The following is a 24893-nucleotide window of genomic DNA, read 5'->3' as shown; positions in this document are numbered from 1 at the left end:
CTCAGTATGTTTCCAGATGCAGGCGCCCTTCGCGCTTGAGCCGCTGCCATAGCGCGTCCCATTCGAGTCCATGCTGATCCGCGATGTCCTTCAGCGACTGCAGCACGCCATCTTCCATCCCTTTCAGCCCGCACACGTAGATGTGGGTGTTCTCGTCGCGCAGCAACTGCGCGACGTCGACGGCACGCTCGCGCATTGCGTCCTGCACGTAGCGCTTCGGCTCGCCCGGCGTACGTGAAAACGCGAGGTTCGTGTCGATGAAGTCTTTCGGCAGATTCGTCAACGGTCCGAAGTAAGGCAACTCCTCTTTCGTACGCGCGCCGAAGAACAGCATCAGCTTGCCCGTTGCGCCCTTCAGCCTGCGCCGGCGCCGGTACTCGGTCATCGCGCGCATCGGTGCGGAGCCCGTGCCCGTGCAGATCATCAACAGATGCGAATTCGGATGATTAGGCATCAGGAACGTGCTGCCGAACGGGCCGATCACGTTGACCACGTCGCCCTTCTTCAGGTCGCACAGATAGTTCGAGCACACGCCGATCGCCGCGTCGCCCTGATAGTCCTGGGTGACACGCTTCACGGTCAGCGAAACGTTGTTGTAGCCGGGCCGCTCGCCGTCGCGCGGACTGGCAATCGAGTACTGGCGCGCATGATGGGCGCGTCCATCGGCGGCGCTCCCAGGCGGCAGAATGCCGATCGACTGCCCTTCGAGCACAGGGAACGGCATCGAACCAAAATCGAGCACGATGTGATGGATATCGCTTTGCGTCGTCTCGTCCGTCAACCGGTAGTTGCCGACGACAGTGGCCGTCGTCGGATTCTTGTGCGTGTAGAGATTCACATACGGACGCGCGGCGGACCACGGCGGCACGACTGCGCCGCGCACCGTATCGACGTCGATGCCCAGCGCTTCGCTGGTGCTGTCGGTGCTCGTGACGCTTTCTTGCGCCGGTGCCTCAGTTGACGGCGGCAGCGCCATCGTGCCCTGCTCCGGCAAGACGTCCCACGTGTACTGCTCATCGATGCTGTACGCGTCGGCCTTGAGCACCGAGCGCCAGTTGTCGATCGCGCCCGTCGGACACGGCGGCACGCACGCCATGCAGCCGTTGCACACGTCCGGCATCACGACGTAATTCGTGCCGTCATGCGTGATCGCATCGATCGGACAGGTCTCTTCGCAGGTATTGCAGCGAATGCAGATCTCCGGATCGATCAGGTGCTGCTTGAGAATATCGACCGGTACAGGCGCGTTCATGATGGTTCTGCCTTTGGCTTTGCTTTACGTTGCGTTCAGTTGAAGCGCACGTATTCGAAATCGACGGGCTGGCGGTTGATACCCATCGCGGGTGGCGCGATCCAGTTCGCGAACTTGCCCGGCTCGACGACGCGTCCCATCAGCGACGCGACGAACGCGCGATCCTCGGGCGTCGGCAGCCATTTCGCTTCGTTCGCCGCCCATTCTGTCTCGCTGATCACGCGGCCATCGGGCGATACGCGCGTGCTCGCAAACGTGCCAATCTGGCGGTTGAATGCCTTGTGCGGCACAGTCAGGCGAAACTCGATACCGGCCTTCTCCAGCACCTTGTTCCAGCGCCCAACCCCCGCGACGGAATCCTTGATGTAGTCGTCGCGCAGCACTTCGTTCATCGCGTTGAGCATCGGCACTTCGCGTTCGACCAGCTTGCCGTCTGCGACATCGAGCAGCTTGTAGCTCTGTCCGTTCAGCTGATGATCGTCGTCGCGCTTCGTTTCCTCATAGCGGCCCTTGAGGCCCGAGCTGTAAAACGTTGCCGCATTCGACGAATGATCCGCGCCGAACAGGTCGATCGTCACCGAGTAGTGGAAGTTCAGATAGCGCTGGATGGTGGCGAGATCGATCACGCCTGCTGCGCGAATGCGGTTCGCGTCGTCCGTTTTCAGTTCGTTCATCACTTGCGCGGTACGCTGCACGACACGCGACACGCCCGATTCGCCGACGAACATGTGATGCGCTTCTTCCGTCAGCATGAATTTCGTGGTGCGCGCAAGCGGATCGAAACCCGATTCGGCGAGCGCGCTCAACTGAAACTTGCCATCGCGGTCCGTGAAGTACGTGAACATGTAGAACGCGAGCCAGTCGGGCGTTTTCTCGTTGAACGCGCCGAGAATCCGCGGGTTGTCGTCGTCGCCCGAACGGCGGCCGAGCAGCGCCTCCGCTTCTTCGCGCCCGTCGCGGCCGAAATGACGATGCAGCAGATACACCATCGCCCACAGGTGGCGGCCTTCTTCGACGTTCACCTGAAAGAGGTTGCGCAGGTCGTACATCGACGGCGCCGTGAGGCCGAGGTGACGTTGTTGCTCGACAGACGCCGGCTCCGTATCGCCCTGCGTGACGATGATGCGGCGCAGGTTCGCGCGATGCTCGCCCGGCACGTCCTGCCACGCCGCTTCGCCCTTGTGCTCGCCGAAGTTGATCTTGCGATCCTGATCGCCGGGCGCGAGGAAGATGCCCCAGCGGTAGTCGGGCATCTTCACGTAATCGAAATGTGCCCAACCGCCCGGATCGACGCTCGTTGCCGTGCGCAGATAGACGTCGAAATCATGCGAGCCGTCGGGGCCCATGTCGCCCCACCATGACAGGAAGTTCGGCTGCCATTGTTCGAGCGCGCGTTGCAGCGCGCGGTCGTCGGCGAGGTTGACGTTGTTCGGGATCTTGTCGGTGTAATTGATCGTGGACATGTCGGTTCCTTGTGCGCGGTGCGTTCGTCTGCGAGAGGGTTCGTATCGACGCGATGTCGTTATGTCAGCGTGGCGCGCCCTTACACGCGCGAGACGTCGAATTGCGCCTTGCTGCCCTTGCCGTACACCTTGAGCGCGCCCTTCTCGCCCACCGCGTTCGGCCGGTTGAAAATCCAGTTCTGCCACGCCGTCAGACGGCCGAAGATGCGCGTCTCCATCGTCTCGCGGCCGTTGAAACGCAGATTCGCTTCCATGCCCGTCAGCGCATCCGGCGACATCGCCGCGCGCTCTTCGAGCGCAATGCGGATTTCGTCGGCCCAGTCGATGTCATCCGGCGATGCCGTGACCAGACCGAGGCGTTCGGCTTCCACCGCTTTCACGGGCTGGCCGATCTTCGCGCGCACGGCATCGAGCGGTTCCGTCTCTTCGTAAAAGCGCCGCGCCAGCCGCGACTGATGCGTGACCATCGGATACAGGCCGAAGTTGGCTTCCGACAGCGTGATCGCGGGCTCTTCATCTTCGTTCGCGGGCAGCGCGGCCATGTAGGTTCGATCGGCAGCGAATGCGAACTCAGCAAACGTGCCTGCGAAGCACGAACCCGGCTCGATCAGAGCAAACAGCGAACGCGACGACACGTCGATGCGCGCAAGCGTGCGGCGCAACAGGCCGATCGTTTCGCGCACCAACCAGTGGTCCTTGTGTTGCAGCAGCGTAGCGTCGACGGCGAGCACTGCACGCGCATCGCCTTCCGTCTTCAGAATCCACGTGCCGATATCGAGTTCGTTCGTGCGCATCGACAGGATCGCGTCGTCGAGTTCGCGGGCGAACTGCAGCGGCCACCAGTTCGCGCCCTTCGCGACGATGGCATCGATCTCCGTAGGCTGCCCGGTAGCGGGCGCTTTGGCCGTGAAAGTGGCCGTGCGTTTGGCCCGGTCGATGCTGACGTCGAGCGTCGCATACGTGAGGCCGTCTTCGCGATCCGTGCGTTCGATGCGCGTCAACGCCACGCCTCGTGCGTCGGCAGGACGATCGCTTTGCTGCGCGAGTTCCAATGCACGCGCCGCGATCGCCTGCTCGAACTGGTTCGGCTTCACGACTTCGTCGACCAGACGCCACTCTTTCGCGCGCGCGCCGCGAATGCCTTCGACCACCGTGCAGAAAATGTCGGCGCGATCGTGCCGCACCTTGCGTTTGTCGGTGACGCGCGTGAGGCCGCCCGTTCCCGGCAGCACGCCGAGCAGCGGCACTTCCGGCAGCGCCACCGACGACGAACGGTCGTCGATCAGATAGATCTCATCGCATGCGAGTGCCAGTTCATATCCGCCGCCTGCACAGGCACCGTTGACGGCAGCAAGAAACTTCAGGCCCGAGTGACGCGACGAGTCCTCGATGCCGTTGCGGGTTTCATTCGTAAATTTGCAGAAGTTGACCTTCCATGCATGCGACGACAGGCCGAGCATGAAGATGTTTGCACCCGAGCAGAACACACGGTCCTTCAGGCTCGTGAGGACGACCGTCCGCACTTCGGGATGCTCGAAGCGGATGCGTTGGAGTGCATCGTGCAGTTCGATATCGACACCCAGGTCGTATGAATTCAACTTCAGCTTGTAACCGTCGCGGATGCCGCCGTCTTCGGCGATGTCGATACCGAGCGTCGCCACCGGACCATTGAACGCGAGCTTCCAGTGCTTGTACTGCGAGGGATCGGTGCGGTAGTCGACTCGCACGGCGGCGGTCTCTGCCGGGAACATGGCTGCGGACATGGGGCGTCTCCTGAGACGGATGCAGATTGTTTGAACGAACAATAGTGCACCATCGCAGCCATGTAAAGCACTTTACTTCATGTTTTCGGGTTATCCCTGGCGCAGCCGTGCCTGGAACGACTGCGGCATCTGCATTACGTTTCGTCGCTCAGTTCAGCCGCGAGCCGTGCGGCAAGGCGGTCGCGCAGTTGCAGATAGGCGTCGGCCAGCGTGCGCTCGCTGGTATCGAAGGTCATGTCGGCGCGGCCGTACAGTTCGCCGCGGCCGGCGAGGATGCGCTTCAGGTCCTCCATCGCCTCCTTGTTGCCCGACATCGGCCGTAAGTCACCTTGCGCCACGACGCGGCGCATATGCTCCTCCGGCGTGGCCTGCAGCCACACGGTGAAACAGTGCGCGAGCAGCGCATTGAAGGTGGCGGGCTCCGACACCAGCCCACCCGGCGAAGCGATCACGGCGCGCTCGTGCTCGCCGATCACCGCCTCGAGCGCACGCTGCTCGTAACGGCGATACGCGCTCGCGCCGTACAGCGAATGGATCTCCGCCGGCGGGCAGCCCGCCATCTGCTGGATCACCTTGGTGATCTCGATGAACGGCACTTTGCGCTCCTGCGCGAGCATGCGGCCAAGCGTCGACTTGCCCGCCCCACGCAGCCCGATCAGCGCGATGCGGTCCTTGCGATGCGGATCGCGCGGCGCCTGCGCGAACATCTCCGACAACGCGACGCGTGCGCGTTGTAGCGCCGCCTGGTCTCGCCCCTGCAGCAGTTCACGGATCAGCAGCCATTCGGCGGACGAGGTGGTCTCGTCGCCGATCACTTCGGCGAGCGGGCAGTTCAGCGTGGCCGCGATCTGCCGCAACACCAGCACGGACGCATTGCCGACGCCCGACTCGAGATTCGCGAGGTGCCGCTCGGACAAGCCCGTTTCCGAGGCCAGTGTCTTGCGCGTCATGCCGCGGCGCGCGCGCAGCAGGCGCACGCGCTCGCCCATCGCGGTCAGGAACGGATCGCGTTCTTCGCGCTCGGCTTTCGGCGCGTCGTCGTCTGCGCGCGGGTTCGACTGAGCGTTCGCCGCAGCGTCGGAGTAAGTTTGGTTCATGTCGCGGAGCCTCATCGACTAGGTATATGTACTATAGTGCTTGACATGCTCAAGGTGAACGGTTAATTTTCGCCGCATATCGATGCAATAACAACGCCAACAGCCCTCCGCCGGATGGCATAGGCGAAATCGGAGACGATCGGCGACGCAGCACATGAATTAAGGTGCGTGTCGACGGCAGCAAAATCATCTTGCGTGAGACCTGAGCAAGGCAGGCAAAGCAAACGCGAAAGCGTCGGCTGCGTTCGATACGCCAGTTCGGTCGACAGGAGGCAAGCATGTCCCCTCAGGAATTTCAGCGTCTGCTTCAGGGCGTGACTGCAGGCGTCACCGCGCAACTGGACGGCCGCCCGCTCGACGCATCGCTGGCCGACTGGCTCAACGCGACCTGGCCCGTTGGCAGTGCGACCTACGACGAACTCGCCGATGCCTGCCGCGTAGGCGTCACCGAAGGCTGGCTGTGCAATCGCGAACATGGCGGGATCCGCTACGGCCGCGTCATCAAGCCCACACCGGACACGCACGGCTTTTCAGTCGACGTCGTCGACATGCAGGACATTGCCGGTCCGCATCATGTGCACCCACACGGCGAGATCGATCTGATCATGCCGCTCACCGACGGCGCGACCTTCGACGGCCATCCGGCCGGGTGGTGCGCATATGGGCCCGGCAGCGCGCATCGGCCGACGGTCGCGCACGGTCAGGCGCTCGTGCTGTATCTGCTGCCGCAAGGTGCAATCGAATTCACGCGGGACGCCAGCGTCGCCTGAAGCGCATTCACACGCCTTCAGCGCTTTCACGTCCCCTTTCCGTTCCCACACACTCCGCCTCAACTCGCCGGAGGAAACATGCAAGCCTTGCTGGAATCGCACCCAGGCGAGCCCGCGCCGAACGTCGCCGCGCCGCCCGCGCAGTTCAACTTCGCGTCGCACCTGTTTCGGCTCAACGACGTGCGGCCCGACAAGCCTGCCTATATCGACGACGCCGGCGTCACCACCTACGCGCAGCTCGAAGACCGCGCGCGCCGCTTCGCTGGCGCGTTGCGTTCGCTCGGTGTGCACTCCGAGGAGCGCATCCTGCTCGTGATGCTCGACACGGCTGAATTGCCCGTCGCGTTTCTCGGGGCGCTCTATGCGGGCGTCGTACCTGTGGTCGCGAACACGCTGCTGACGTCGGCGGACTATCTGTACATGCTCACGCATAGCCACGCACGGGCCGTGATCGCATCGGGCGCGCTGCTGCTGAATGTCGAAAAAGCGATGAGCGAGGCGGAACACGACGGCTGTCTGTTGATCGTGTCGCAGCCCGTGCAGGTCGATCCGCCGCCAACCTATGTGCTTGGCCAGTTGATCGACGGCGCCCAGCCGTCGATGAAGCCCAATGCATGTAGCGGCGACGACATCGCATTCTGGTTGTATTCATCCGGTTCGACCGGCAAACCGAAAGGCACGGTGCACACGCACGCAAACCTGTACTGGACTGCAGAGCTCTATGCAAAGCCGATTCTCGGCATCGGCGAACGCGACGTCGTGTTCTCCGCCGCCAAGCTGTTCTTCGCCTATGGCCTCGGCAATGCGCTGACGTTCCCCCTGTCGGTCGGTGCAACGGCCGTGCTGATGGCCGAGCGTCCAACACCCGACGCGATCTTCAGGCGACTCGTCGAGCATCGGCCGACGATTTTCTACGGCGTGCCGACGCTGTACGCGAGCATGCTCGTGTCGCCGAATCTGCCGCCGCGCGAGCAGGTCGCGATGCGCGTCTGCGCATCGGCGGGTGAGGCCTTGCCGCGCGAGATCGGCGAGCGGTTTACTGCGCACTTCGGCTGCGAGATTCTCGACGGCATCGGTTCGACGGAGATGCTGCACATCTTTCTGTCGAATCGCCCAGGTGCAGTCGAGTACGGAACAACGGGCCGTCCCGTGCCGGGATATGAAGTGGAGTTACGCGACGAAGCGGGTCATTCCGTGCCCGACGGTGAAGTCGGCGATCTGTTCATCAAGGGGCCGAGCGCCGCACTGATGTACTGGAGCAACCGCGAGAAATCGCGCGCGACCTTTCTGGGCGAGTGGATCCGTAGCGGCGACAAGTACTGCCGCCTGCCGAACGGCTGCTACCAATATGCAGGCCGCAGCGACGACATGCTGAAGGTAAGCGGCCAGTACGTGTCGCCCGTCGAAGTGGAAATGGTCCTCGTGCAACATACTGCCGTGCTCGAAGCCGCCGTGGTTGGCGTCGATCATGGCGGCCTCGTGAAAACACGTGCATTCGTCGTGCTGAAACACAATGCAGATGCATGCGATGCACTGGCGGATGAACTCAAGTCGTTCGTCAAGGACAAGCTCGCGCCGCACAAGTATCCGCGCGATATCGTCTTCGTCGACGATCTGCCGAAGACGGCAACAGGTAAGATTCAACGCTTCAAACTGCGGGAACAGCTCAACAGCTGATGAACGGAATGGCCGAACCTGTCACGACCTTGGGCGACGACGCGCGGAGTGCGACCGTCGCGTTGCCTGCGACCGCGCAACGCGGCGCGCTGGATATCGAATACCGCTGGCTCAACACGCATCTGACCGATGCGCCGCTGGCCGTGTTCCTGCACGAGGGACTCGGCTCCGTCGCGATGTGGAAGGACTGGCCGCAGAGCGTGTGCGACAGGCTCGGCATGCGCGGCCTGGTGTATTCGCGCCCGGGTTATGGACGCTCGACGCCGCGTCCGCATCACGTCAAATTGCCCGTCGATTTCATGTCGGTGCAGGCGCGTGACATTCTTCCCGCCTTGCTCGATGCACTCGATGTCAGCGCAGAAGAAAGAAAACGCATGTGGGTGATCGGCCACAGCGACGGCGGATCGATCACGCTGCTTTATGCTGCCGCTTTTCCTGATGCACTCGCCGGCGCCGTCGCGATTGCGCCGCATGTCTTCGTCGAGGACATTTCCGTCGCGAGCATCGCCGAGGCGAAGACGGCGTACGAGCAATCCGATTTGCGCAGCAAGCTGGCGCGACACCACGACGACGTCGATTCGGCCTTCTATGGCTGGAACGACATCTGGCTAAGCGATGCGTTCCGATCATGGAGCATCGTCGACGAACTCGAATACATTCGATGCCCGCTGCTCGCGGTGCAGGGATACGACGATCATTACGGCACGATGGCGCAGATCGACACGATTGCGCAGCGCGCTTCACACACCCGACTGGCGAAGCTCGACAACTGCGGGCATTCGCCTCATCGCGACGCGCCGCAAGCGCTCAACGATGTGATCGTGGACTTCATCAAGAAGCACGACGGCAGCGCGTCGGCCTGAATCGGCAAGCGAAACAAGCCGGCTCCAGCGCGCAGTGATGCATTGCACTGCAGTTCTCCACAGAAACCGTGCACAAGCCTGTGGGTAACCTGCGCAAGACCAGCGCAAGTCATTGACGCAATTCAGATTGCACGCGCTGCCTCCACCCCGCGTCAGTCGCGCGCGCATCTTCTTCGCGCGGACACGTCGCAAGGTTGTCCACATTTTCCGTGATCAACCTTGTGGACAACACGCCAATAACACACTCAAGTCATTGAACGGTCACAGGTAATGCGCAGCGCATCGGATGCAGCGCACTCTGCTGCACGTCGATGCATATGCGCATCGCCACGATGCATTACACGCATCTTTCTGCATTTTCTTCCGCGCTCGTTCCTCATTTCTTTCGTCGCCTCACGCTTCACAATAGCTACACACACGATAGCTATCGTTACGCGTCTCTCAAGCATGGTGCCGGAGGATGACGATGCCCGCTCTGCATAAAACTGCACGTAGCCCGCAACCCAAGCGATTGCACTGGATGCTCGCCGTCGTCGCGTTATCGATCGTCGCCACGGCATGCAGCGACGACACCTCGATGCAGGCGTCGCAGTAACAGAAACAGCAGCAGCAACAGGCACAACGCGAACAACAGCCTGCACTCGCGACGACATTCAACGCCGCACCGACGCAATCCACTTCAGCAGCCGGCAACACGCTGCAAACACCGCAGTCCCCTTCCGCGCAGGCACAAACCGCATCCCCCAGCGGCGCCAGCGCAGCCGATTCCGTCGTTCTCGCACCACCCGTCATTCACACCGTCGATTGAGTTCTGCCCAGTCAGGCTCCCTGCCCCCGCATGGATGCCCTCCCTTACCGTTTCTTCCCTCACGATCAAAGGCAACATGACCTCAAAAAACCGCCGTGATTTTCTGCGAGCAGCCGCCCAGGCAGCCGGCTCCGCCACCGCATTGACGATGCTCCCCCTCGGCATCCGCAATGCGCTCGCGATTCCCGCGAACAACAAGACAGGCAGCATCCGCGATATCGAACACATCGTCGTGCTGATGCAGGAGAACCGCTCGTTCGATCATTACTTCGGCACGCTGCGAGGCGTGCGCGGCTTCGGCGACACGCGCGCGATCAACCTGCCAAATGGGAAACCGGTGTGGCATCAACCGCTGGCGGGCGGCGTCGGTGAAGTGCTGCCGTTCCGTCCGACGGCGCCGAATCTCGGTCTGCAATTCCTGCAAGACTTGCCGCACGACTGGCCGACGACCCACGGCGCATGGAACGGCGGTCGCAACGACCAGTGGGTGCCGAACAAGGGCACGACGACGATGGCGTACCTCACGCGCGACGACATCCCGTTCCACTATCAGCTGGCCGATTCGTTCACGATCTGCGACGCGTACCACTGCTCGCTGATGGGCGCGACCGATCCGAACCGCTACTACATGTGGACGGGCTGGGTCGGCAACGACGGTTCGGGCGGCGGCCCCGTCGTCGACAATTCGGAACTGGGTTACGGCTGGTCGACGTATCCCGAGGTACTGGAAACCGCGGGTATTTCGTGGAAGATCTATCAGGACATCGGCACGGGCCTGGATGCCAATGGATCGTGGGGCTGGACAAACAATCCGTACATCGGCAACTACGGCGACAACTCGCTGCTCTACTTCAACCAGTATCGCAACGCGCAGCCGGGCAATCCGCTGTACGACAAGGCACGCACGGGCACGAACGTGTCGGCGGGCGACACGTACTTCGACGTTCTGCGCAAGGACGTGCAGAATAACCAGTTGCCGCAGGTGTCGTGGATCGTCGCGCCGGAAGCCTACTCCGAGCATCCGAACTGGCCCGCGAACTACGGCGCGTGGTACGTCGATCAGGTGCTGCAGATTCTCACGTCGAATCCCGAGGTGTGGAGCAAGACGGCGCTGTTGATCAACTATGACGAGAACGACGGTTTCTTCGATCACGTGTCGCCGCCGTTTGCGCCGTCGTCGAGTGCGAATGGCCTGTCGACCGTCGACACCACCAATGAAATCTATCCCGGCGGCAACAACGGCAAATACGCGCCCGGTCCGTATGGCCTCGGGCCGCGTGTGCCGATGCTGGTCGTGTCGCCGTGGTCGAAGGGCGGCTTTGTGTGCTCGGAGGTGTTCGATCACACGTCGGTGATCCAGTTCATCGAAGCGCGCTTCGGTCATGGCCACAAGCTGTCGGAGCCGAACATCACACCGTGGCGTCGGACGGTGTGCGGCGATCTGACGTCGGCGTTCAACTTCAAGAACCCGAACGATGCGTTCCCGAGGCTGCCGTCCACCGCAGCGTACAAGCCGCAGGATCAGAACCGTCACCCCGATTACGTGCCGTTGCCGCCCGCTGTCGGCTCCGTGCCGAAACAGGAGCCTGGCGTGCGCCCGGCTCGCGCGGTGCCGTACGAACTGTTCGTGCGTGTCAACGACAACAGCAGCGGCAAGCTCTCGATGCGTTTCGTCAACACGGGCGACGCCGGCGCGAACTTCCTCGTGTTCGAAGCGCAGAGCGCCGATGCGCCGCGCACGTACACGGTCGAAGCAGGCAAGCGTCTCGTCGATCAGTTGCCCGTGAACGCAGATGGTTCGTACGATTTCACGGTACATGGGCCGAATGGCTTCCTGCGCCGCTTTGCCGGCAAGCAGGTCGCGCAGCACTTCTGGAACAGCCACGATCGCGCTAACCCGGAAGTCGCGGAGGGCTACGACGTGGCGAACGGCAATCTGCAGTTGCGTCTGAAGAACGAAGGCAACACGCGCTGCCAGTTCAAGATCGTCAATGCGTATGACTCGGGCAAAGCGCTCACGCACACTGTGCGCGGCGGCGATAGCGATACCGTGAATCTCGATTTGCGTCACGTGTACGGCTGGTACGATCTGACGATCACCGTCGATAGCGATGCGTCGTTCACGCGCCGTTTCGCGGGTCACGTCGAGACGGGCAAGCCGAGCATGAGCGATCCGGCGCTGGGCGGTGTGTAAGCGGGTGACCGGTCTGACGGTTTAGAGCGCTGCTCAAAACGAAAGCCCGTGCCGTTGTGTCGACGGCACGGGCTTTTTGTTCGCTGCGCTTACACGCGCTTCGGAATGTCCAACCCGCGCGCGACGGCAGGTCGCGCCAGAAATGCGTCGAGCGCGCGCTTCACATGCGGGAAGTCGTCAAAGCCGACCAGATCGGAAGCCTCGTAGAAGCCGACCAGATTGCGCACCCACGGAAACGTCGCGATATCGGCGATCGTGTAGTCGTCACCCATGATCCACTTGCGTGTCGCGAGCCGCTCGTTCAGCACGTTGAGCAGCCGTTTCGATTCGTTGACGTAGCGCTCGCGTGGACGCTTGTCCTCGTACTCCTTGCCCGCGAACTTATGGAAGAAGCCGACCTGGCCGAACATCGGTCCGATCCCTCCCATCTGGAACATCACCCATTGAATTGTCTCGTAGCGGTCCGACGCCCGCTTCGACATCAATTGCCCCGTCTTGTCCGCGAGATAGATCAGGATCGCGCCCGACTCGAAGAGCGGCAGCGGCTCGCCATCCGGGCCGTTCGGATCGATGATCGCGGGAATCTTGTTGTTCGGATTGAGCGACATGAATTCCGGCGACAGCTGGTCGTTCGTATCGAAACGCACCAGATGCGGTTCGTACGCGAGACCTGTTTCTTCCAGCATGATCGACACCTTGACGCCGTTGGGCGTGGGCAGCGAGTACAGCTGGATGCGCTCGGGATGCGTTGCGGGCCACTTCTTCGCGATCGGGAACAGGGATGGGTCAGGCATGAAAGGTCCTTGTGAGCTTGAGTCGTCAAACAGGGACCAATATAGACGGGTTGACTACGTTTTGCTTGCGGTTGAACAGACGAGGCTCGCCGACCCGACGACGTGCGGCCTGCGCATGGTCGACTGGATGTTCGCTCAATCGATGCGCGATATCCGCGCCTGCGCCTCCGACGGGTCGAACAGATGCGCCAGGGTACGCACGCTCAGATAGCCGATGAACAAATTTGCGCCGACGAACACGGGCACCGACAGCGTCTGGGCAGGCGGCACGCCCGCCTGCGCGAGCTTCATGCACGCGAGCGTCGCCGAGGCGGCACCGAATGTGTAAGCCCACCATGATGGCGCGAACGGGTGCTTCGTCAGCCAGCCACCGAGCCGCAAGCCGATCAGCATCTGAAACAGGCCATAGCCGAGCAGCATCACGATCCAGTGATCGACGGAACCCGGCTGCAACACCAGCGCGGCCGCCGCGCCGACGACGGGCGGCGCGAACTGGATGCCGAGCAGCGGACGCTGCTCGGGCGGCAGCGCAGCACCGTGCCACAGGCGATAGATGATCAGCGGCTCGATGGCGAGCCACGAAAATATGCCTGCACCGAACAGCAGCCAGCCCCATTCGGGACGACCCATCGTGGCGAGCGCCGCCGCGCCTGTGAAGTTACCGGCGACGGTCGGCAGATAGAGCGTGGGCGCCGTGTCGCGCATGTCGCGTCCGCCCTGCCACAGCATGCCCGTGTGCCAGAGCGCGAAACTCAGATGCCATGCGAGCCCCGCTACGGCGAGCGCCGCCGCGAGTCCGCGAGAATACGGAAAGACGGCCTGCACGATCAGCAGCGTCGACACGCCGAGCAGCGCTGCCGTGCCGCCCGCGACGGGATGCTTGAACTCATCGACGACTTTGGCAGGGTGGCGCAATGCATGCAGCACGTACGCGATCAACAGGCCGAACCAGACGAGCGTCGCAAGCAGCAGGATCGCTTCCCCGACCGCTGCACTCACATGCCACATTCGCGCCGCGACCCGCCACGACTGTCCGAGGCCGGACAGACCGAGCACGACGCTGAAGAGCGAAGCGGAAATCGAGGTGCTTTTCATGATGCGGGTTGATGTGACCTGCGGGCAAAACGCGTTGCGACGCAGTGGGATTGCGAACTTGCATGGCCGAGCACGCGCGCTTGAACCGTTCGCGCGCGATTGCCCGAAAGTATGCCGTCGATAAGTGGATCGTGTCCGTCAGAAAGACTGGGGGAAGTGCGTCGATGCGCGGGCGGTGGAGCCCGCAATCGCATGCTGGACGGCATCGGCCTGTTGTTGTCTTGCCAGACGGCCGGAGCCCTGTCTGACAATCGTTGTGGCAACGTGTCGCAGACGTGTAGCCGATGCGTTCGGTTTCGAGCGTGATGATTTCGCGCGCGGGACGAGGCGCGAGCAGTGCTTCAACGTTTCGGCTCGATGCGAGAACGCTTGATCTCTGCCCCTGACGCGCGCGGCATCGTGTCGAACGAACGACGCCGCGCGGCCTTTCTTGCTACATCAGCCAGCGCTCACGCGCACGCCCGCTACGCTCTCGCCGGCGTCGCTCGCTACTCTCGCGAGTACCGGCTCCAGCGCCCGCCCCGTATGGCTGGCCGCGACGCGCACCAGGCCTTCGGGATCCGTCGACGCGACGATCGAGCCGCCGCCCACGCCCCCCTCAGGTCCGAGATCGATGATCCAGTCCGCCTCGGCGATCACATCGAGATCGTGTTCGATCACGACAACGCTGTGCCCCGCGTCGGCGAGCCGATGCAGCACGCGAATCAGCTTCGCGACGTCGGCCATATGCAGGCCGACAGTCGGCTCGTCGAGCACGTACAGCGTGTGCGGCGCTTTTTGTCCGCGGCGTGTGATGTCGTCGCGCACCTTGCTCAACTCGGTGACCAGCTTGATGCGCTGCGCCTCGCCGCCCGACAGCGTCGGCGACGGCTGGCCGAGCGTCAGATAGCCAAGGCCGACGTCCTTCATCAGTTGCAGCGGATGCGCGATGTTCGACATCGACGCGAAAAAGTCGACGGCTTCGTCGATTTCCATCGTCAGCACGTCGCCGATATTCTTGCCACGCCACGTCACCGCGAGCGTTTCCGGATTGAAGCGCTGACCATGGCAGACGTCGCACGGCACTTTCACGTCGGGCAGGAAGCTCATGCCGATCGTGCGCACGCCTTGTCCTTCGCACGCTGGGCAACGGCCGTCGCCTGTGTTGAACGAGAAGCGCGATGCCGTGTAGCCGCGCGCCCGCGCCTCGAGCGTATCGGCGAACAGACGTCTGATCGTGTCCCATACGCCGATATACGTGGCAGGACATGAACGCGGCGTCTTGCCGATCGGCGTCTGGTCGACTTCCAGCACGCGGTCGATCGACTCGAAGCCGCTGATCGATTCGCAGCCTTGCCATGCATGCGCGACGTTCAGCGACGGCCGGGGCGCGCTGCGTGCGAGCACGCTCGAACGACGGTTCGCAGCGGGCGCCTGCTCCGTTTGCGCGGCCTTGCGCGCGCGGCGTACGGCGGGCGACGACAGTACCGACCGGCCGACGGCATCGAGCAGGTTCGTCATCAGTACATCGCGCGCGAGCGTCGACTTACCCGACCCGCTCACGCCCGTCACGGCGACGAGACGCCCGAGCGGAATGCCGACGGTCACATCGCGCAGATTGTGCAGCGTCGCGCCATGCACGGTGAGCCACTTCTCCGGCACGGCGGGCGCACGCTTCGTTGCGAGCGAAACGTGACGCCGCGCTTGCAGCGGATGCAGAATCGGCTGAGCAAGAAACTGACCTGTCAGCGAATCCGACTGCGCGGACAGATCACCAACGCGCCCCTGCGCGACCAGCGTACCGCCGCGCTTGCCCGCGCCCGGACCAATGTCGATGATGTGGTCCGCGCGACGGATGGTGTCTTCGTCATGCTCGACGACGACCAGCGTATTGCCCTTGTCGCCGAGCTTGCGCAGCGCGTTCAGCAGAATCTGGTTGTCTCGCGGGTGCAGACCGATGGTCGGCTCGTCGAGCACGTAGCAGACGCCCTGCAGGTTACTGCCAAGTTGCGCGGCGAGACGGATGCGTTGCGCTTCGCCGCCCGACAGACTCGGTGCCGCCCGGTCGAGGCTCAGATAACCGAGACCCACTTCTTCGAGGAACTGCAGGCGGCTGCCGATTTCGCTGATCACGTCGCGTGCGATTTCCGCATCGCGCCCGGTGAGTTCGAGCCCGTCGATCCAGCGTCGCGTATCCGTCACGGTCCACTGCGCGACGTCGACGATCGACGTTTCGCTGAACGACACCGCGCGAGCGGACGGATTCAGACGCGTGCCGTGGCAATCCGGACACGGCTCGTCGACGACGCCTTCCGGTTCCTGCTCATCCGACGGCAAGGTCTGTTCGCGGCCACGGTTGTCGTCGACGAGGACCGTGTCGTCATAGGCGGCGCGCTGCTCGCGCGTCAATGCGAGACCCGTGCCGACGCAGGTCGTGCACCACCCGTGCTTGCTGTTGTACGAGAACATGCGCGGGTCCAGTTCCGGATAACTCGTGCCGCACACGGGACACGCGCGCTTGACCGACAACACCTTCACTTCGCCGACATGCGCCGTCGGCCCATTGCGGGTCATCGCGTGTTCGAGGCCGTCGAGCGGCGCAAGCAGATGGATCACGCCCTTGCCGGTTTCGAGCGTCTCATCGAGCAGGCGACGCAGTTCGGCTTCCTTGTCCGCCGACACGACGATGTCGCCGACGGGCAATTCGATCGTATGCTCGCGGAAACGATCGAGCTTCGGCCACGGATCGACGGGCACGAATTCCCCGTCGACGCGCAAGTGCGAATTGCCGCGCGCTTTCGCCCACTTCGCGAGGTCGGTATAGACGCCCTTACGGTTTACGACGAGCGGCGCAAGCAGTCCGACATGATCGCCTTTGTGATCGCGCATCAACTGCGCGACGATCGACTCGACGCTTTGCGACGTGACGGGCGCCCCGTCGTGAATGCAATGCTGGATGCCGAGCTTCACGTAGAGCAGACGCAGAAAGTGCCATACCTCGGACGTCGTTGCGACCGTGCTCTTGCGTCCGCCCCGCGACAAACGCTGCTCGATCGCGACGGTTGGCGGGATGCCATACACGGCGTCGACTTCGGGACGCCCGGCGGGCTGCACGATAGAACGCGCATACGCGTTCAGCGATTCCAGATAACGGCGCTGCCCTTCATGGAACAGGATGTCAAATGCGAGCGTCGACTTGCCCGAACCCGAGACCCCCGTGATGACGTTGAACTTGCCGTGTGGAATATCGACGTCCAGCGCTTTCAGGTTGTGTTCGCGCGCGTTGACGATGCGCACGACGTCTTCGCCTTCCACCGCGCGCCGCGCCCGCGCCGCATTCAGTGCTGTCTGGAGCGGCATGCCATGGGCGGCCGCTTCCGCTTTTTCGGCCGCCTCGGTCGGCTCGATGGCGAGCCCCATGGCGCGGTCGTATTGCACGAGCGCTTCGCCCGTATGGGACCCGGGGCATTGCTTGACGTCGTCCGGCGTACCCGCACACACGACCAGACCGCCCGCATCGCCGCCTTCGGGACCGAGATCGATCAGCCAGTCAGCTGCACGGATCACGTCGAGATTGTGCTCGATCACGATCAACGAATGACCGCTTGCCAGCAGCTTGCCGAACGCCTGCATCAGCTTGGCGATATCGTCGAAGTGAAGACCGGTGGTCGGCTCGTCGAACATGAAAAGGCGTGCCGCCGGCGCCTGCTTCGCACCGCGTGCCGTCTTCGCCTGAGCGGTTTCCGCGAGGAAGCCCGCGAGCTTCAGACGCTGCGCTTCGCCACCCGACAGCGTGGGGACCGGCTGCCCCAGTTTCACGTATTCGAGACCGACGTCGACGATAGGCTGCAACACGCGCAGCACTTCGCCATCCGCGGCGAACAGCGTGACCGCCTCGTGCACGGTCAGTTCCAGCACGTCCGCGATGCTCAGCGCGCGAGCCGCGCGCTCGATCTTCACCTCGAGCACCTCTGGCCGATAACGGCTGCCGTCACAGTCCGGGCAACGCAAATAGACGTCGCTCAGGAACTGCATTTCGATATGTTCGAAGCCGGAGCCGCCGCAGGTCGGGCAGCGGCCGTCGCCCGAATTGAAGCTGAACACGCCCGCGCCGTAGCCGCGTTGCAGCGCGAGCGGCGCCTTCGCAAACAGCTTGCGGATTTCGTCGAAGGCGCCGACGTAGCTCGCGGGATTCGAGCGCGTGGTTTTACCGATCGGCGACTGGTCGACAAAAATCGCGTCGCTGATCTGCTCGCCCCCCGTCAGACTGCGGTGCGCGCCCGGGGATTCCGTCGCCTTGCCAAGCTGCCGCGCCAGCGCGGGATACAGCACGTCCTGGATCAGCGTGGACTTGCCGGACCCCGATACGCCCGTCACGCACACGAGGCGCTGCAAAGGAATGTCGACCGTCACGTCGCGCAGATTGTGCTGGCGCGCGCCTTCCAGCACGATGCGCGGCGTACTCGTGTCGACGGGCCGACGTGCCCAGTGCGCTGCGTCCGCGACATGCTTGCGTCCGCCGAGATATTCGCCCGTCAGCGTTCCCGCCGAACGGATCTTGTCCGGCGTGCCGTCGTAGATGATCGTGCCGCCGCGTTCGCCCGGTCCCGGTCCCATGTCGATCAAACGATCGGCGGCGAGCATCACGGAAGGATCATGTTCGACGACGACAAGCGTATTGCCCGCATCGCGCAGCCGATGCATTGCTTCCACGATCCTGTTCAGGTCGCGCGGATGCAGGCCGATGCTTGGCTCGTCGAGCACGAACAGCGTCTTGGTCAGCGACGTGCCAAGTGCCGTGGTCAGGTTGATCCGCTGCACTTCGCCGCCCGACAGCGTGCGGCTCTGACGATCGAGCGTGAGGTAGCCGAGGCCGACGTCACACAGATATTTGAGGCGCGTGCGCACTTCGGCGAGCAACAGCTTGAGTGCGTCGTCGAGCAGCGCGCTCGGCAATGTGATCTCGTCGAAGAAGCGCCGGATGCGCTCGATAGGCAGCAGCATCAGGTCGTGCACCGTCAGCCCCGCCAACGCTTCGAGCTGCGCACGGTTCCAGTCGACCCCGCGCGGCATGAAACGCTGCGACGGCTCCAGCACGCCGTCCGCATTCTGTTTCGAGCCGAGTCGCCACAGCAGCGATTCCGTCTTCAGGCGCGCGCCGCCGCACGTCTCGCACGGTGTGTAGCTACGGTACTTCGAGAGCAGCACGCGGATATGCATCTTGTACGCTTTCGACTCCAGATAGCCGAAGAAGCGCTTCACGCCATACCACTGTTTCTGCCACTCGCCGTCCCAGTCCGGCGAGCCATTGATGACCCAGTCGCGCTCGGCTTCCGTGAGTTCGGACCAGCGTGTGTCGCGGCGAATGTTGGCCTTCGCCGCGTAGCGCATCAGGTCGTCCTGGCACTCTTTCCACGCGGGCGTCTGCATCGGCTTGATTGCGCCGCCGCGCAGCGTCTTGCGCTCGTCGGGAATCACGAGGCCGAGATCGACGCCGATCACCCGTCCGAAGCCGCGGCACGTATCGCATGCGCCATAGGCAGAATTGAACGAGAACAATGCGGGCTGTGGGTCGGCGTAGCGAAGATCGCTGTCCGGGTTGTGCAACCCGGTGGAGAAGCGCCAGATCTGCGGCTCGGCTTCTTCGCCCTCTTGAGACTGCGACAGCACGTAGACATTGACGCGCCCGCCGCCACGCTTGAGCGACGCCTCGATCGCCTCGACCACCCGCGCTTTTTCGATCTGATGCAGACGGAAGCGGTCGGCCACGACGTCGAGTACCTTGCGCATACCCGTGGGCGACGCGACTTCGCGCTGCGCCTGAACACGCGTATAGCCGCTCGCTGAAAGCCATTGCTCGACTTCTGCCTCGCTCGTCGATTCGGGTAGCTCGACCGGAAAAGTCACGACGATGCGCGGATCGTCAGTGGCCGTGCGGGCGTCGAGGTCGGCGTAGATCGTCTCCGGCGAATCATGCCGGACAGCCTGAGCGGTCTTGCGGTCGAACAGTTCCGCCGCGCGTGCGTATAGCAGCTTCAAATGGTCGTTCAGCTCGGTCATCGTGCCGACCGTGGAGCGGGAACTGCGCACCGGGTTGGTCTGGTCGATGGCGATGGCGGGTGGCACACCGTCGACACGGTCGACCTGCGGCCGATCCATCCGGTCGAGAAATTGCCGCGCATACGCGCTGAAGGTTTCGACGTAGCGCCGCTGCCCTTCGGCATACAGCGTGTCGAACACGAGGCTCGACTTACCCGAGCCCGATGGCCCCGTCACGACGGTCATTTCACCCGTGTGAAGGTCAAGGTCGACGTTCTTCAGGTTGTGCTGGCGTGCGCCACGAATTCGGATCGTTCCGTTAGATGACAATTTGCCTGTCCGTCTGAATGAGTTGGCCGGGGCATGATGGCCGGCCGTTTGCGGCCATGCGTGCTCGTCGGCGAGGTTCGTGCAGCGCGTGTAGCCGAAATATCTGCAGGCCGCCGCGCCGGATAGGTGAATACTATACTGTATGTTTATACAGTTTTGCACGCCGATTGCACGACGATAGCGCGGCAAACGGCATAAGCCAAATGACCAGTGTGTGACGCGACGGAGGCCGCACGGTTCAGCGTGGAATCGAGTCAATCCTGCGCAGGGTTCGTGCCCGTGCGTGATGGGCCGGCGCGCGCCGGAAAAGAAAAACCCGGTGGAGCACCGGGTTCGAATGGCCGTCCCCCACAGCCCTCGGGCGAAGGCTGATCGGCCGCTTGCCACACGCCATCTGTCGCCTTGCGGCGGTCGAATGCGCATCGACGATGGTCTTCGGCTGGTTCGCCCCCCGGCGGACCACGAAGCGTCGGACGACTCCTCGCAGCACCTCCTGCATCGTCCGAACGCTCGAACAATGTATGAGCGCAGCCTTAACAGAAACTTAAAGCGCGAGTCGCTTGCTGGATCGGATGCGGTAAGGCACACAGAAACCGCCCAAATACCCCGTGCTTGCGCCTGGAAGTTCGAGGCGGGATGCCTATCATTCTTTGGAACGCCGAGGTGGCGGCATCGGGTTGCGGATTCTGTAGGACGAATCTGCATGCGATGCAGGCTCCCGAGCGCCGCTATCCGCAGCGCCCGTCACGGTGACGGCTCGCCACTGGCCGGCATCGCCGCGACTGAAGTGGAGGTGCGCAATGAAGTTCATTGTTCAGTGGAACGGTTTGCCAACAGCACAGCAATCGGCCGTCGAGCGCTTCATGAAAACGGGCGGCGCCCTGCCGCCTGACGGCATCACGATGCTTGGACGCTGGCATTCGATCGGCGAATTGAGCGGCTGCGCGATCATCGAGTCCAACAGCACCGCGCCGATGGCCGCGTGGATGCTGCAATGGGGCGATATCTTTACGTTCACCATTTCGCCCGCTGTCACCGACGAGGAACTCGGGCAAGCGTTGGGCGCGTTTCTCGCGCAGAAGTGACGTGGTGCTGCATTCGGCCAGGGCGTTGATTCCCTTGGACATCGATTAATCAGGATGACGATGCAGTTCGATGTCCATCCGCGACAGGTACCAAACCGCCGCGCAAAGAAAAAAGGACTTACGGCATGACACCGTAAGTCCTTTTTGTCTTTCTGGTCGGGGCGAGAGGATTTGAACCTCCGACCACCTGCACCCCATGCAGGTACGCTACCAGGCTGCGCTACGCCCCGAAAGCATGAAAGTATAACAGACCCTTCACGCGAATAGAACTGCAACAATCAAATCTCGATACAACAAATCGTTCAATGCCCGAGCAGGTCGATCACTTGCAGCAACTCCTTGCGCAACTGATCGACATCGACCGTGGCCGTGTTCGCCGCCGTTTGCGTGACCGTACCTTCGACCACTTCGCCTTCGACTTCCGCCGCTTGACCCGCGCCATGCGAATCGAGCCGGTTGCGCGCGCCATTGATCGTGAAGCCCTGCTCGTACAACAACTCGCGGATCCGCCGGATCAGCAGCACTTCATGATGCTGGTAGTACCGGCGATTGCCCCTGCGCTTCACCGGCCGCAACTGCGTGAACTCCTGCTCCCAGTACCGCAGCACATGCGGTTTCACACCGCATAGTTCGCTGACTTCACCGATCGTGAAGTAGCGCTTCGCGGGAATCGGAGGCAAGACGACTTTTTCGATCGTCGCTGTCATCGTCAGTTAGCGGTCGGATAACCGTCGTAGTGGTTGCGCGGGCGCGCGAATCGATCAGCGCGCGAAGCTTTCTTCAGCGCCGTTCTCGACCAGCGCCTTCAGCTTTTGACTTGCGTGGAACGTCACGACGCGGCGCGCGGCGATAGGAATCGCCTCGCCCGTTTTCGGATTTCTGCCCGGACGCTGAGGCTTGTCGCGCAACTGGAAGTTGCCGAAGCCGGACAGCTTGACGCTGTCGCCACTCTCCAACGCGTCGCGAATTACCTCGAAGAACGCTTCGACCATGTCCTTCGCTTCCCGCTTGTTGAGCCCGACATTGTCGAACAGCAGCTCGGCAAGCTCAGCCTTGGTAAGCGTCGGCGCTTCGCCCGACGCGCTAGCGGTTGAGGTAGGGATATCGCGGATCATGGCGCTACGCTGCGCCGTAAGAAGGGCTTCGAAATCACTCGAGTTCATTTCATTCATATCTGTCAAATGGCGCGTCAACCAGAACGGAACTTGCGGAACAGCCGTTATCAGTTATCCGCGCAACCGGGCGCCATATACTCGAGCAAGACGATCCACCAGAGTCTGAATGGCCAGATCGACCGTTTCATCCTGAAGGGTGCCACCAGTATCTTGCAAGGTTACACGGAACGCAAGGCTTTTCTCGTGCGCTGCCAGCCCGCCGGAAGTATTTGATTTTGCACGAAATTCATCGAAAAGCGCAACCCTTTGAATGGTCTTGCAAGCCTCGTCCGAAAGTGCCTTTTGCATCTCGTCAAAGAGCGCCTGAACTTCGATTTTCTGATCGACGACGATCGCGATATCACGCCGCACGGGCGGGAATTTCGACACTTCCGTCGGGCTCGGCAGCGCGCGCTGCATCAGCGCTTCTGCTTCGACTTCGAACAGGATCGGCGCATGCGGCAGGTCGTACTTCTGCATCCATCGCGGATGCAGTTCGCCGATCCAGCCGATCGCGCGGCCATCGAGTTCGATGCGCGCGCTACGTCCCGGATGCAGCGCCGGATGTTCCGCCTTCACGAAGCGCGCGACGGCGGGTGCCAGCAGCGCTTCGAGATCGCCCTTCACGTCGAAGAAGTCGACGGCACGCGTTTGCGCGCCCCACTGCTCTTCGATGACGGGGCCATAGGCGAGCGCGCCGAACATCTTCGGTTGCGCGAAGCCTTCCACAGCCAGTTCACCCGCCTTGATCGACGCGTCCTGCAGGAACACGCGTCCCGCTTCGAACACGCGAATGCGCTCCGCACGACGGTTCAGGTTGTGGCGCAGCACGTTGATCAGGCTGCCGAACAGCGTTGTACGCATCACCGACAGCTGGCTCGCGATCGGATTGAGCAGCTTCACGGGCTTGTCGTTGCCCGCGAAATCCTGCTCCCATTCGGCATCGACGAAACTGAAGTTCACCGTTTCCGCGTAATCGCGTGCGGCCAGCGCGTGACGCAGCGTGTGAATGGAGCGCTGCGTTTCGTTCGTGCGGCGCATCTCGCTGCGCGCTACGGGCGGATTCGCCGGAATCTTCTCGAAGCCGTAAATGCGCGCGACTTCTTCAATCAGGTCTTCTTCGATTTCGATATCGAAGCGATACGGCGGCGGCGTCACGAGGAAATCGTCGCCGTCGCGTTCGAACGGCAGGCCGAGGCGCGTGAAGATTTGCGCAATTTCATCGCCGCCGATCGCCACGCCGATGATGCGGTTCGCGCGCGCGACGCGCATCTTGACGGGCTCGCGCTTCGGCACATTGACGATCTGATCGTCGACGGGACCCGCTTCGCCGCCGCAGATGTCGAGAATCAGTTGCGTGATCCGTTCGATATGCTCGACAGTCGTCGAGTAGTCGACGCCGCGTTCGAAGCGATGGCCCGCGTCCGTCGAGAAGTTATAACGGCGCGAACGGCCGCGAATGCTATCGGGCCACCAGAATGCGGCTTCGAGATAGATGTTGGTCGTGTCGAGCGTCACGGCCGTGCTGTCGCCGCCCATGATGCCCGCGAGGCTTTCGATGTGGTGATCGTCGGCGATCACGCCGACCGTTTCGTCCACTTCGACCGTATTGCCGTTCAGCAGTTTGAGCGACTCGCCGGGCTTGCCCCAGCGCACGTCCATCTCGCCGTGAATCTTGTCCAGATCGAACACGTGCGACGGACGGCCGAGTTCGAGCATCACGTAGTTCGAGATGTCGACCAAAGCCGAAATGCTTCGTTGACCGGAACGTTCGAGCCGCTCGACCATCCACGCCGGCGACTTGGCACGCGCGTTGACGCCGCGGATCACGCGGCCCGAAAAACGGCCGCACAGGTCCGGCGCCGAGATCTTCACGGGCAGCGTTTCGTTCAGCTTCACTTCGACGGGCTTGATATCGAGCGGACGCAGCAGCGCGCCCGTGATCGCGGCCGTCTCGCGCGCGACGCCGAACACCGACAGGCAATCGGCCTTGTTCGGCGTCAGCTTGATTTCGAACACAGTGTCGTCGAGGTTCAGCGTTTCGCGGATATCCTGGCCGATCGGCGTATCTTCCGGCAGGATCAGCAGGCCGCTATGATCTTCGGACAACTTCAGTTCACGCGCCGAGCACAGCATGCCTTCGCTTTGCACGCCACGCAGCTTCGACAGCTTGATCGCGAACGGTGCACCGCCCTCTTCGGCGGGCGGCAGTTGCGCGCCGACCAGCGCGACGGGCACCTTGATGCCAGGCGACACGTTCGGCGCACCGCACACGATGTTCAACGTCGCGCCTGTGCCGGCGTCGACCTGACAGACGTTGAGCTTGTCCGCGTCCGGGTGCTTGACGACTTCGAGCACGCGGCCCACCACGATCTTCGACGTCGGCGGCGCAGCGGGACGCAGGTCCTCCACTTCGAGACCGGCCATCGTCAGGGCGTGCGACAGCTCGGCCGTCGTCAGTTGCGGATCGACAAAGGTTCTGAGCCAGGATTCCGGGAATTGCATGGTTCTGTACGTTCTAAACAGGTTG

At 62.7% G+C, this 24893-nt stretch carries 16 protein-coding genes and 1 tRNA gene; 6 read left to right on the top strand and 11 right to left on the bottom strand.

Features of this window, described 5'->3' with window-relative positions; translation table 11 throughout:
- Nucleotide 1: 1 nt before the first annotated feature.
- From boxA to PPGU16_RS05425, 4 genes are all read right to left on the bottom strand, one after another.
- The gene (gene boxA / locus PPGU16_RS05440) at nucleotides 2-1252 is read right to left on the bottom strand and encodes a benzoyl-CoA 2,3-epoxidase subunit BoxA (protein ID WP_180722024.1); all 1251 of its coding nucleotides are present in this window, start codon (nucleotides 1250-1252) and stop codon (nucleotides 2-4) included.
- Nucleotides 1253-1287: 35 nt separating this feature from the next.
- Nucleotides 1288-2715, bottom strand: coding sequence for a benzoyl-CoA 2,3-epoxidase subunit BoxB (gene boxB / locus PPGU16_RS05435; protein WP_180722023.1), 1428 nt, complete (start codon nucleotides 2713-2715; stop codon nucleotides 1288-1290).
- An 80-nt stretch (nucleotides 2716-2795) separates the two neighbouring features.
- Nucleotides 2796-4466, bottom strand: a complete 1671-nt coding sequence (gene boxC / locus PPGU16_RS05430; RefSeq protein WP_180722554.1) for a 2,3-epoxybenzoyl-CoA dihydrolase — start codon at nucleotides 4464-4466, stop codon at nucleotides 2796-2798.
- Between the two features lie 146 nt (nucleotides 4467-4612).
- On the bottom strand, nucleotides 4613-5575 hold the full coding sequence (locus PPGU16_RS05425; RefSeq protein ID WP_180722022.1) for a helix-turn-helix transcriptional regulator: 963 nt from the start codon (nucleotides 5573-5575) through the stop codon (nucleotides 4613-4615).
- Nucleotides 5576-5853: 278 nt separating this feature from the next.
- Between PPGU16_RS05425 and PPGU16_RS05420 the strand changes: the two genes are divergently transcribed.
- The 5 genes from PPGU16_RS05420 to PPGU16_RS05400 all read left to right on the top strand — a co-directional run bounded on the left by PPGU16_RS05420 (nucleotide 5854) and on the right by PPGU16_RS05400 (nucleotide 11887).
- Nucleotides 5854-6345 (top strand): DUF4863 family protein, encoded by a 492-nt coding sequence (locus tag PPGU16_RS05420; RefSeq protein ID WP_180722021.1) that lies wholly within the window; start codon nucleotides 5854-5856, stop codon nucleotides 6343-6345.
- A gap of 78 nt (nucleotides 6346-6423) precedes the next feature.
- Nucleotides 6424-8022, top strand: coding sequence for a benzoate-CoA ligase family protein (locus tag PPGU16_RS05415; protein WP_180722020.1), 1599 nt, complete (start codon nucleotides 6424-6426; stop codon nucleotides 8020-8022).
- A gap of 8 nt (nucleotides 8023-8030) precedes the next feature.
- Nucleotides 8031-8885 carry an alpha/beta fold hydrolase gene (locus tag PPGU16_RS05410; protein ID WP_180722019.1) on the top strand — a complete coding sequence of 285 codons (855 nt, stop codon included), beginning with the start codon at nucleotides 8031-8033 and terminating at the stop codon, nucleotides 8883-8885.
- A 466-nt stretch (nucleotides 8886-9351) separates the two neighbouring features.
- Nucleotides 9352-9480 (top strand): hypothetical protein, encoded by a 129-nt coding sequence (locus PPGU16_RS43035; protein WP_274599974.1) that lies wholly within the window; start codon nucleotides 9352-9354, stop codon nucleotides 9478-9480.
- 289 nt (nucleotides 9481-9769) lie between these two features.
- The gene (locus tag PPGU16_RS05400) at nucleotides 9770-11887 is read left to right on the top strand and encodes a phosphocholine-specific phospholipase C (protein ID WP_180722018.1); all 2118 of its coding nucleotides are present in this window, start codon (nucleotides 9770-9772) and stop codon (nucleotides 11885-11887) included.
- Between the two features lie 89 nt (nucleotides 11888-11976).
- On the opposite strand, the gene PPGU16_RS05395 is transcribed toward PPGU16_RS05400, so the two are convergent.
- The 3 genes from PPGU16_RS05395 to uvrA all read right to left on the bottom strand — a co-directional run bounded on the left by PPGU16_RS05395 (nucleotide 11977) and on the right by uvrA (nucleotide 20124).
- Nucleotides 11977-12681 (bottom strand): glutathione binding-like protein, encoded by a 705-nt coding sequence (locus tag PPGU16_RS05395; RefSeq protein ID WP_180722017.1) that lies wholly within the window; start codon nucleotides 12679-12681, stop codon nucleotides 11977-11979.
- A gap of 135 nt (nucleotides 12682-12816) precedes the next feature.
- Nucleotides 12817-13776 (bottom strand): dicarboxylate transporter/tellurite-resistance protein TehA, encoded by a 960-nt coding sequence (tehA, locus tag PPGU16_RS05390; protein ID WP_180722016.1) that lies wholly within the window; start codon nucleotides 13774-13776, stop codon nucleotides 12817-12819.
- A gap of 438 nt (nucleotides 13777-14214) precedes the next feature.
- Nucleotides 14215-20124 (bottom strand): excinuclease ABC subunit UvrA, encoded by a 5910-nt coding sequence (gene uvrA / locus PPGU16_RS05385; protein ID WP_180722015.1) that lies wholly within the window; start codon nucleotides 20122-20124, stop codon nucleotides 14215-14217.
- 800 nt (nucleotides 20125-20924) lie between these two features.
- Between uvrA and PPGU16_RS05380 the strand changes: the two genes are divergently transcribed.
- Nucleotides 20925-21209 carry a DUF3303 domain-containing protein gene (locus PPGU16_RS05380; RefSeq protein ID WP_180722014.1) on the top strand — a complete coding sequence of 95 codons (285 nt, stop codon included), beginning with the start codon at nucleotides 20925-20927 and terminating at the stop codon, nucleotides 21207-21209.
- Between the two features lie 153 nt (nucleotides 21210-21362).
- Here PPGU16_RS05380 and PPGU16_RS05375 read toward each other — a convergent pair.
- The 4 genes from PPGU16_RS05375 to pheT all read right to left on the bottom strand — a co-directional run bounded on the left by PPGU16_RS05375 (nucleotide 21363) and on the right by pheT (nucleotide 24868).
- A tRNA-Pro gene (locus PPGU16_RS05375) sits at nucleotides 21363-21439 on the bottom strand.
- Nucleotides 21440-21511: 72 nt separating this feature from the next.
- Nucleotides 21512-21916 carry a MerR family transcriptional regulator gene (locus PPGU16_RS05370; RefSeq protein WP_180722013.1) on the bottom strand — a complete coding sequence of 135 codons (405 nt, stop codon included), beginning with the start codon at nucleotides 21914-21916 and terminating at the stop codon, nucleotides 21512-21514.
- 54 nt (nucleotides 21917-21970) lie between these two features.
- Nucleotides 21971-22381, bottom strand: a complete 411-nt coding sequence (locus tag PPGU16_RS05365; RefSeq protein ID WP_007585478.1) for an integration host factor subunit alpha — start codon at nucleotides 22379-22381, stop codon at nucleotides 21971-21973.
- 54 nt (nucleotides 22382-22435) lie between these two features.
- The gene (gene pheT / locus PPGU16_RS05360; RefSeq protein ID WP_180722012.1) at nucleotides 22436-24868 is read right to left on the bottom strand and encodes a phenylalanine--tRNA ligase subunit beta; all 2433 of its coding nucleotides are present in this window, start codon (nucleotides 24866-24868) and stop codon (nucleotides 22436-22438) included.
- Nucleotides 24869-24893 lie beyond the last annotated feature (25 nt).

This window comes from Paraburkholderia largidicola, assembly GCF_013426895.1.
Lineage (GTDB): Bacteria > Pseudomonadota > Gammaproteobacteria > Burkholderiales > Burkholderiaceae > Paraburkholderia > Paraburkholderia largidicola.
This window is presented reverse-complemented; position numbering and strand designations above follow the sequence as displayed.

Excerpts from the sequence above, each read along its gene's own strand:
- PPGU16_RS05415 (WP_180722020.1), top strand. The coding sequence starts at position 6,424 with ATGCAAGCCTTGCTGGAATCGCACCCAGGCGAGCCCGCGCCGAACGTC.
- PPGU16_RS05395 (WP_180722017.1), bottom strand. The coding sequence starts at position 12,681 with ATGCCTGACCCATCCCTGTTCCCGATCGCGAAGAAGTGGCCCGCAACG.
- PPGU16_RS05420 (WP_180722021.1), top strand. The coding sequence starts at position 5,854 with ATGTCCCCTCAGGAATTTCAGCGTCTGCTTCAGGGCGTGACTGCAGGC.
- PPGU16_RS05380 (WP_180722014.1), top strand. The coding sequence starts at position 20,925 with ATGAAGTTCATTGTTCAGTGGAACGGTTTGCCAACAGCACAGCAATCG.
- PPGU16_RS05425 (WP_180722022.1), bottom strand. The coding sequence starts at position 5,575 with ATGAACCAAACTTACTCCGACGCTGCGGCGAACGCTCAGTCGAACCCG.
- PPGU16_RS05370 (WP_180722013.1), bottom strand. The coding sequence starts at position 21,916 with ATGACAGCGACGATCGAAAAAGTCGTCTTGCCTCCGATTCCCGCGAAG.
- PPGU16_RS43035 (WP_274599974.1), top strand. The coding sequence starts at position 9,352 with ATGCCCGCTCTGCATAAAACTGCACGTAGCCCGCAACCCAAGCGATTG.
- PPGU16_RS05365 (WP_007585478.1), bottom strand. The coding sequence starts at position 22,381 with ATGAATGAAATGAACTCGAGTGATTTCGAAGCCCTTCTTACGGCGCAG.
- pheT (WP_180722012.1), bottom strand. The coding sequence starts at position 24,868 with ATGCAATTCCCGGAATCCTGGCTCAGAACCTTTGTCGATCCGCAACTG.
- boxA (WP_180722024.1), bottom strand. The coding sequence starts at position 1,252 with ATGAACGCGCCTGTACCGGTCGATATTCTCAAGCAGCACCTGATCGAT.
- boxC (WP_180722554.1), bottom strand. The coding sequence starts at position 4,466 with ATGTTCCCGGCAGAGACCGCCGCCGTGCGAGTCGACTACCGCACCGAT.
- PPGU16_RS05400 (WP_180722018.1), top strand. The coding sequence starts at position 9,770 with ATGACCTCAAAAAACCGCCGTGATTTTCTGCGAGCAGCCGCCCAGGCA.
- tehA (WP_180722016.1), bottom strand. The coding sequence starts at position 13,776 with ATGAAAAGCACCTCGATTTCCGCTTCGCTCTTCAGCGTCGTGCTCGGT.
- PPGU16_RS05410 (WP_180722019.1), top strand. The coding sequence starts at position 8,031 with ATGGCCGAACCTGTCACGACCTTGGGCGACGACGCGCGGAGTGCGACC.
- boxB (WP_180722023.1), bottom strand. The coding sequence starts at position 2,715 with ATGTCCACGATCAATTACACCGACAAGATCCCGAACAACGTCAACCTC.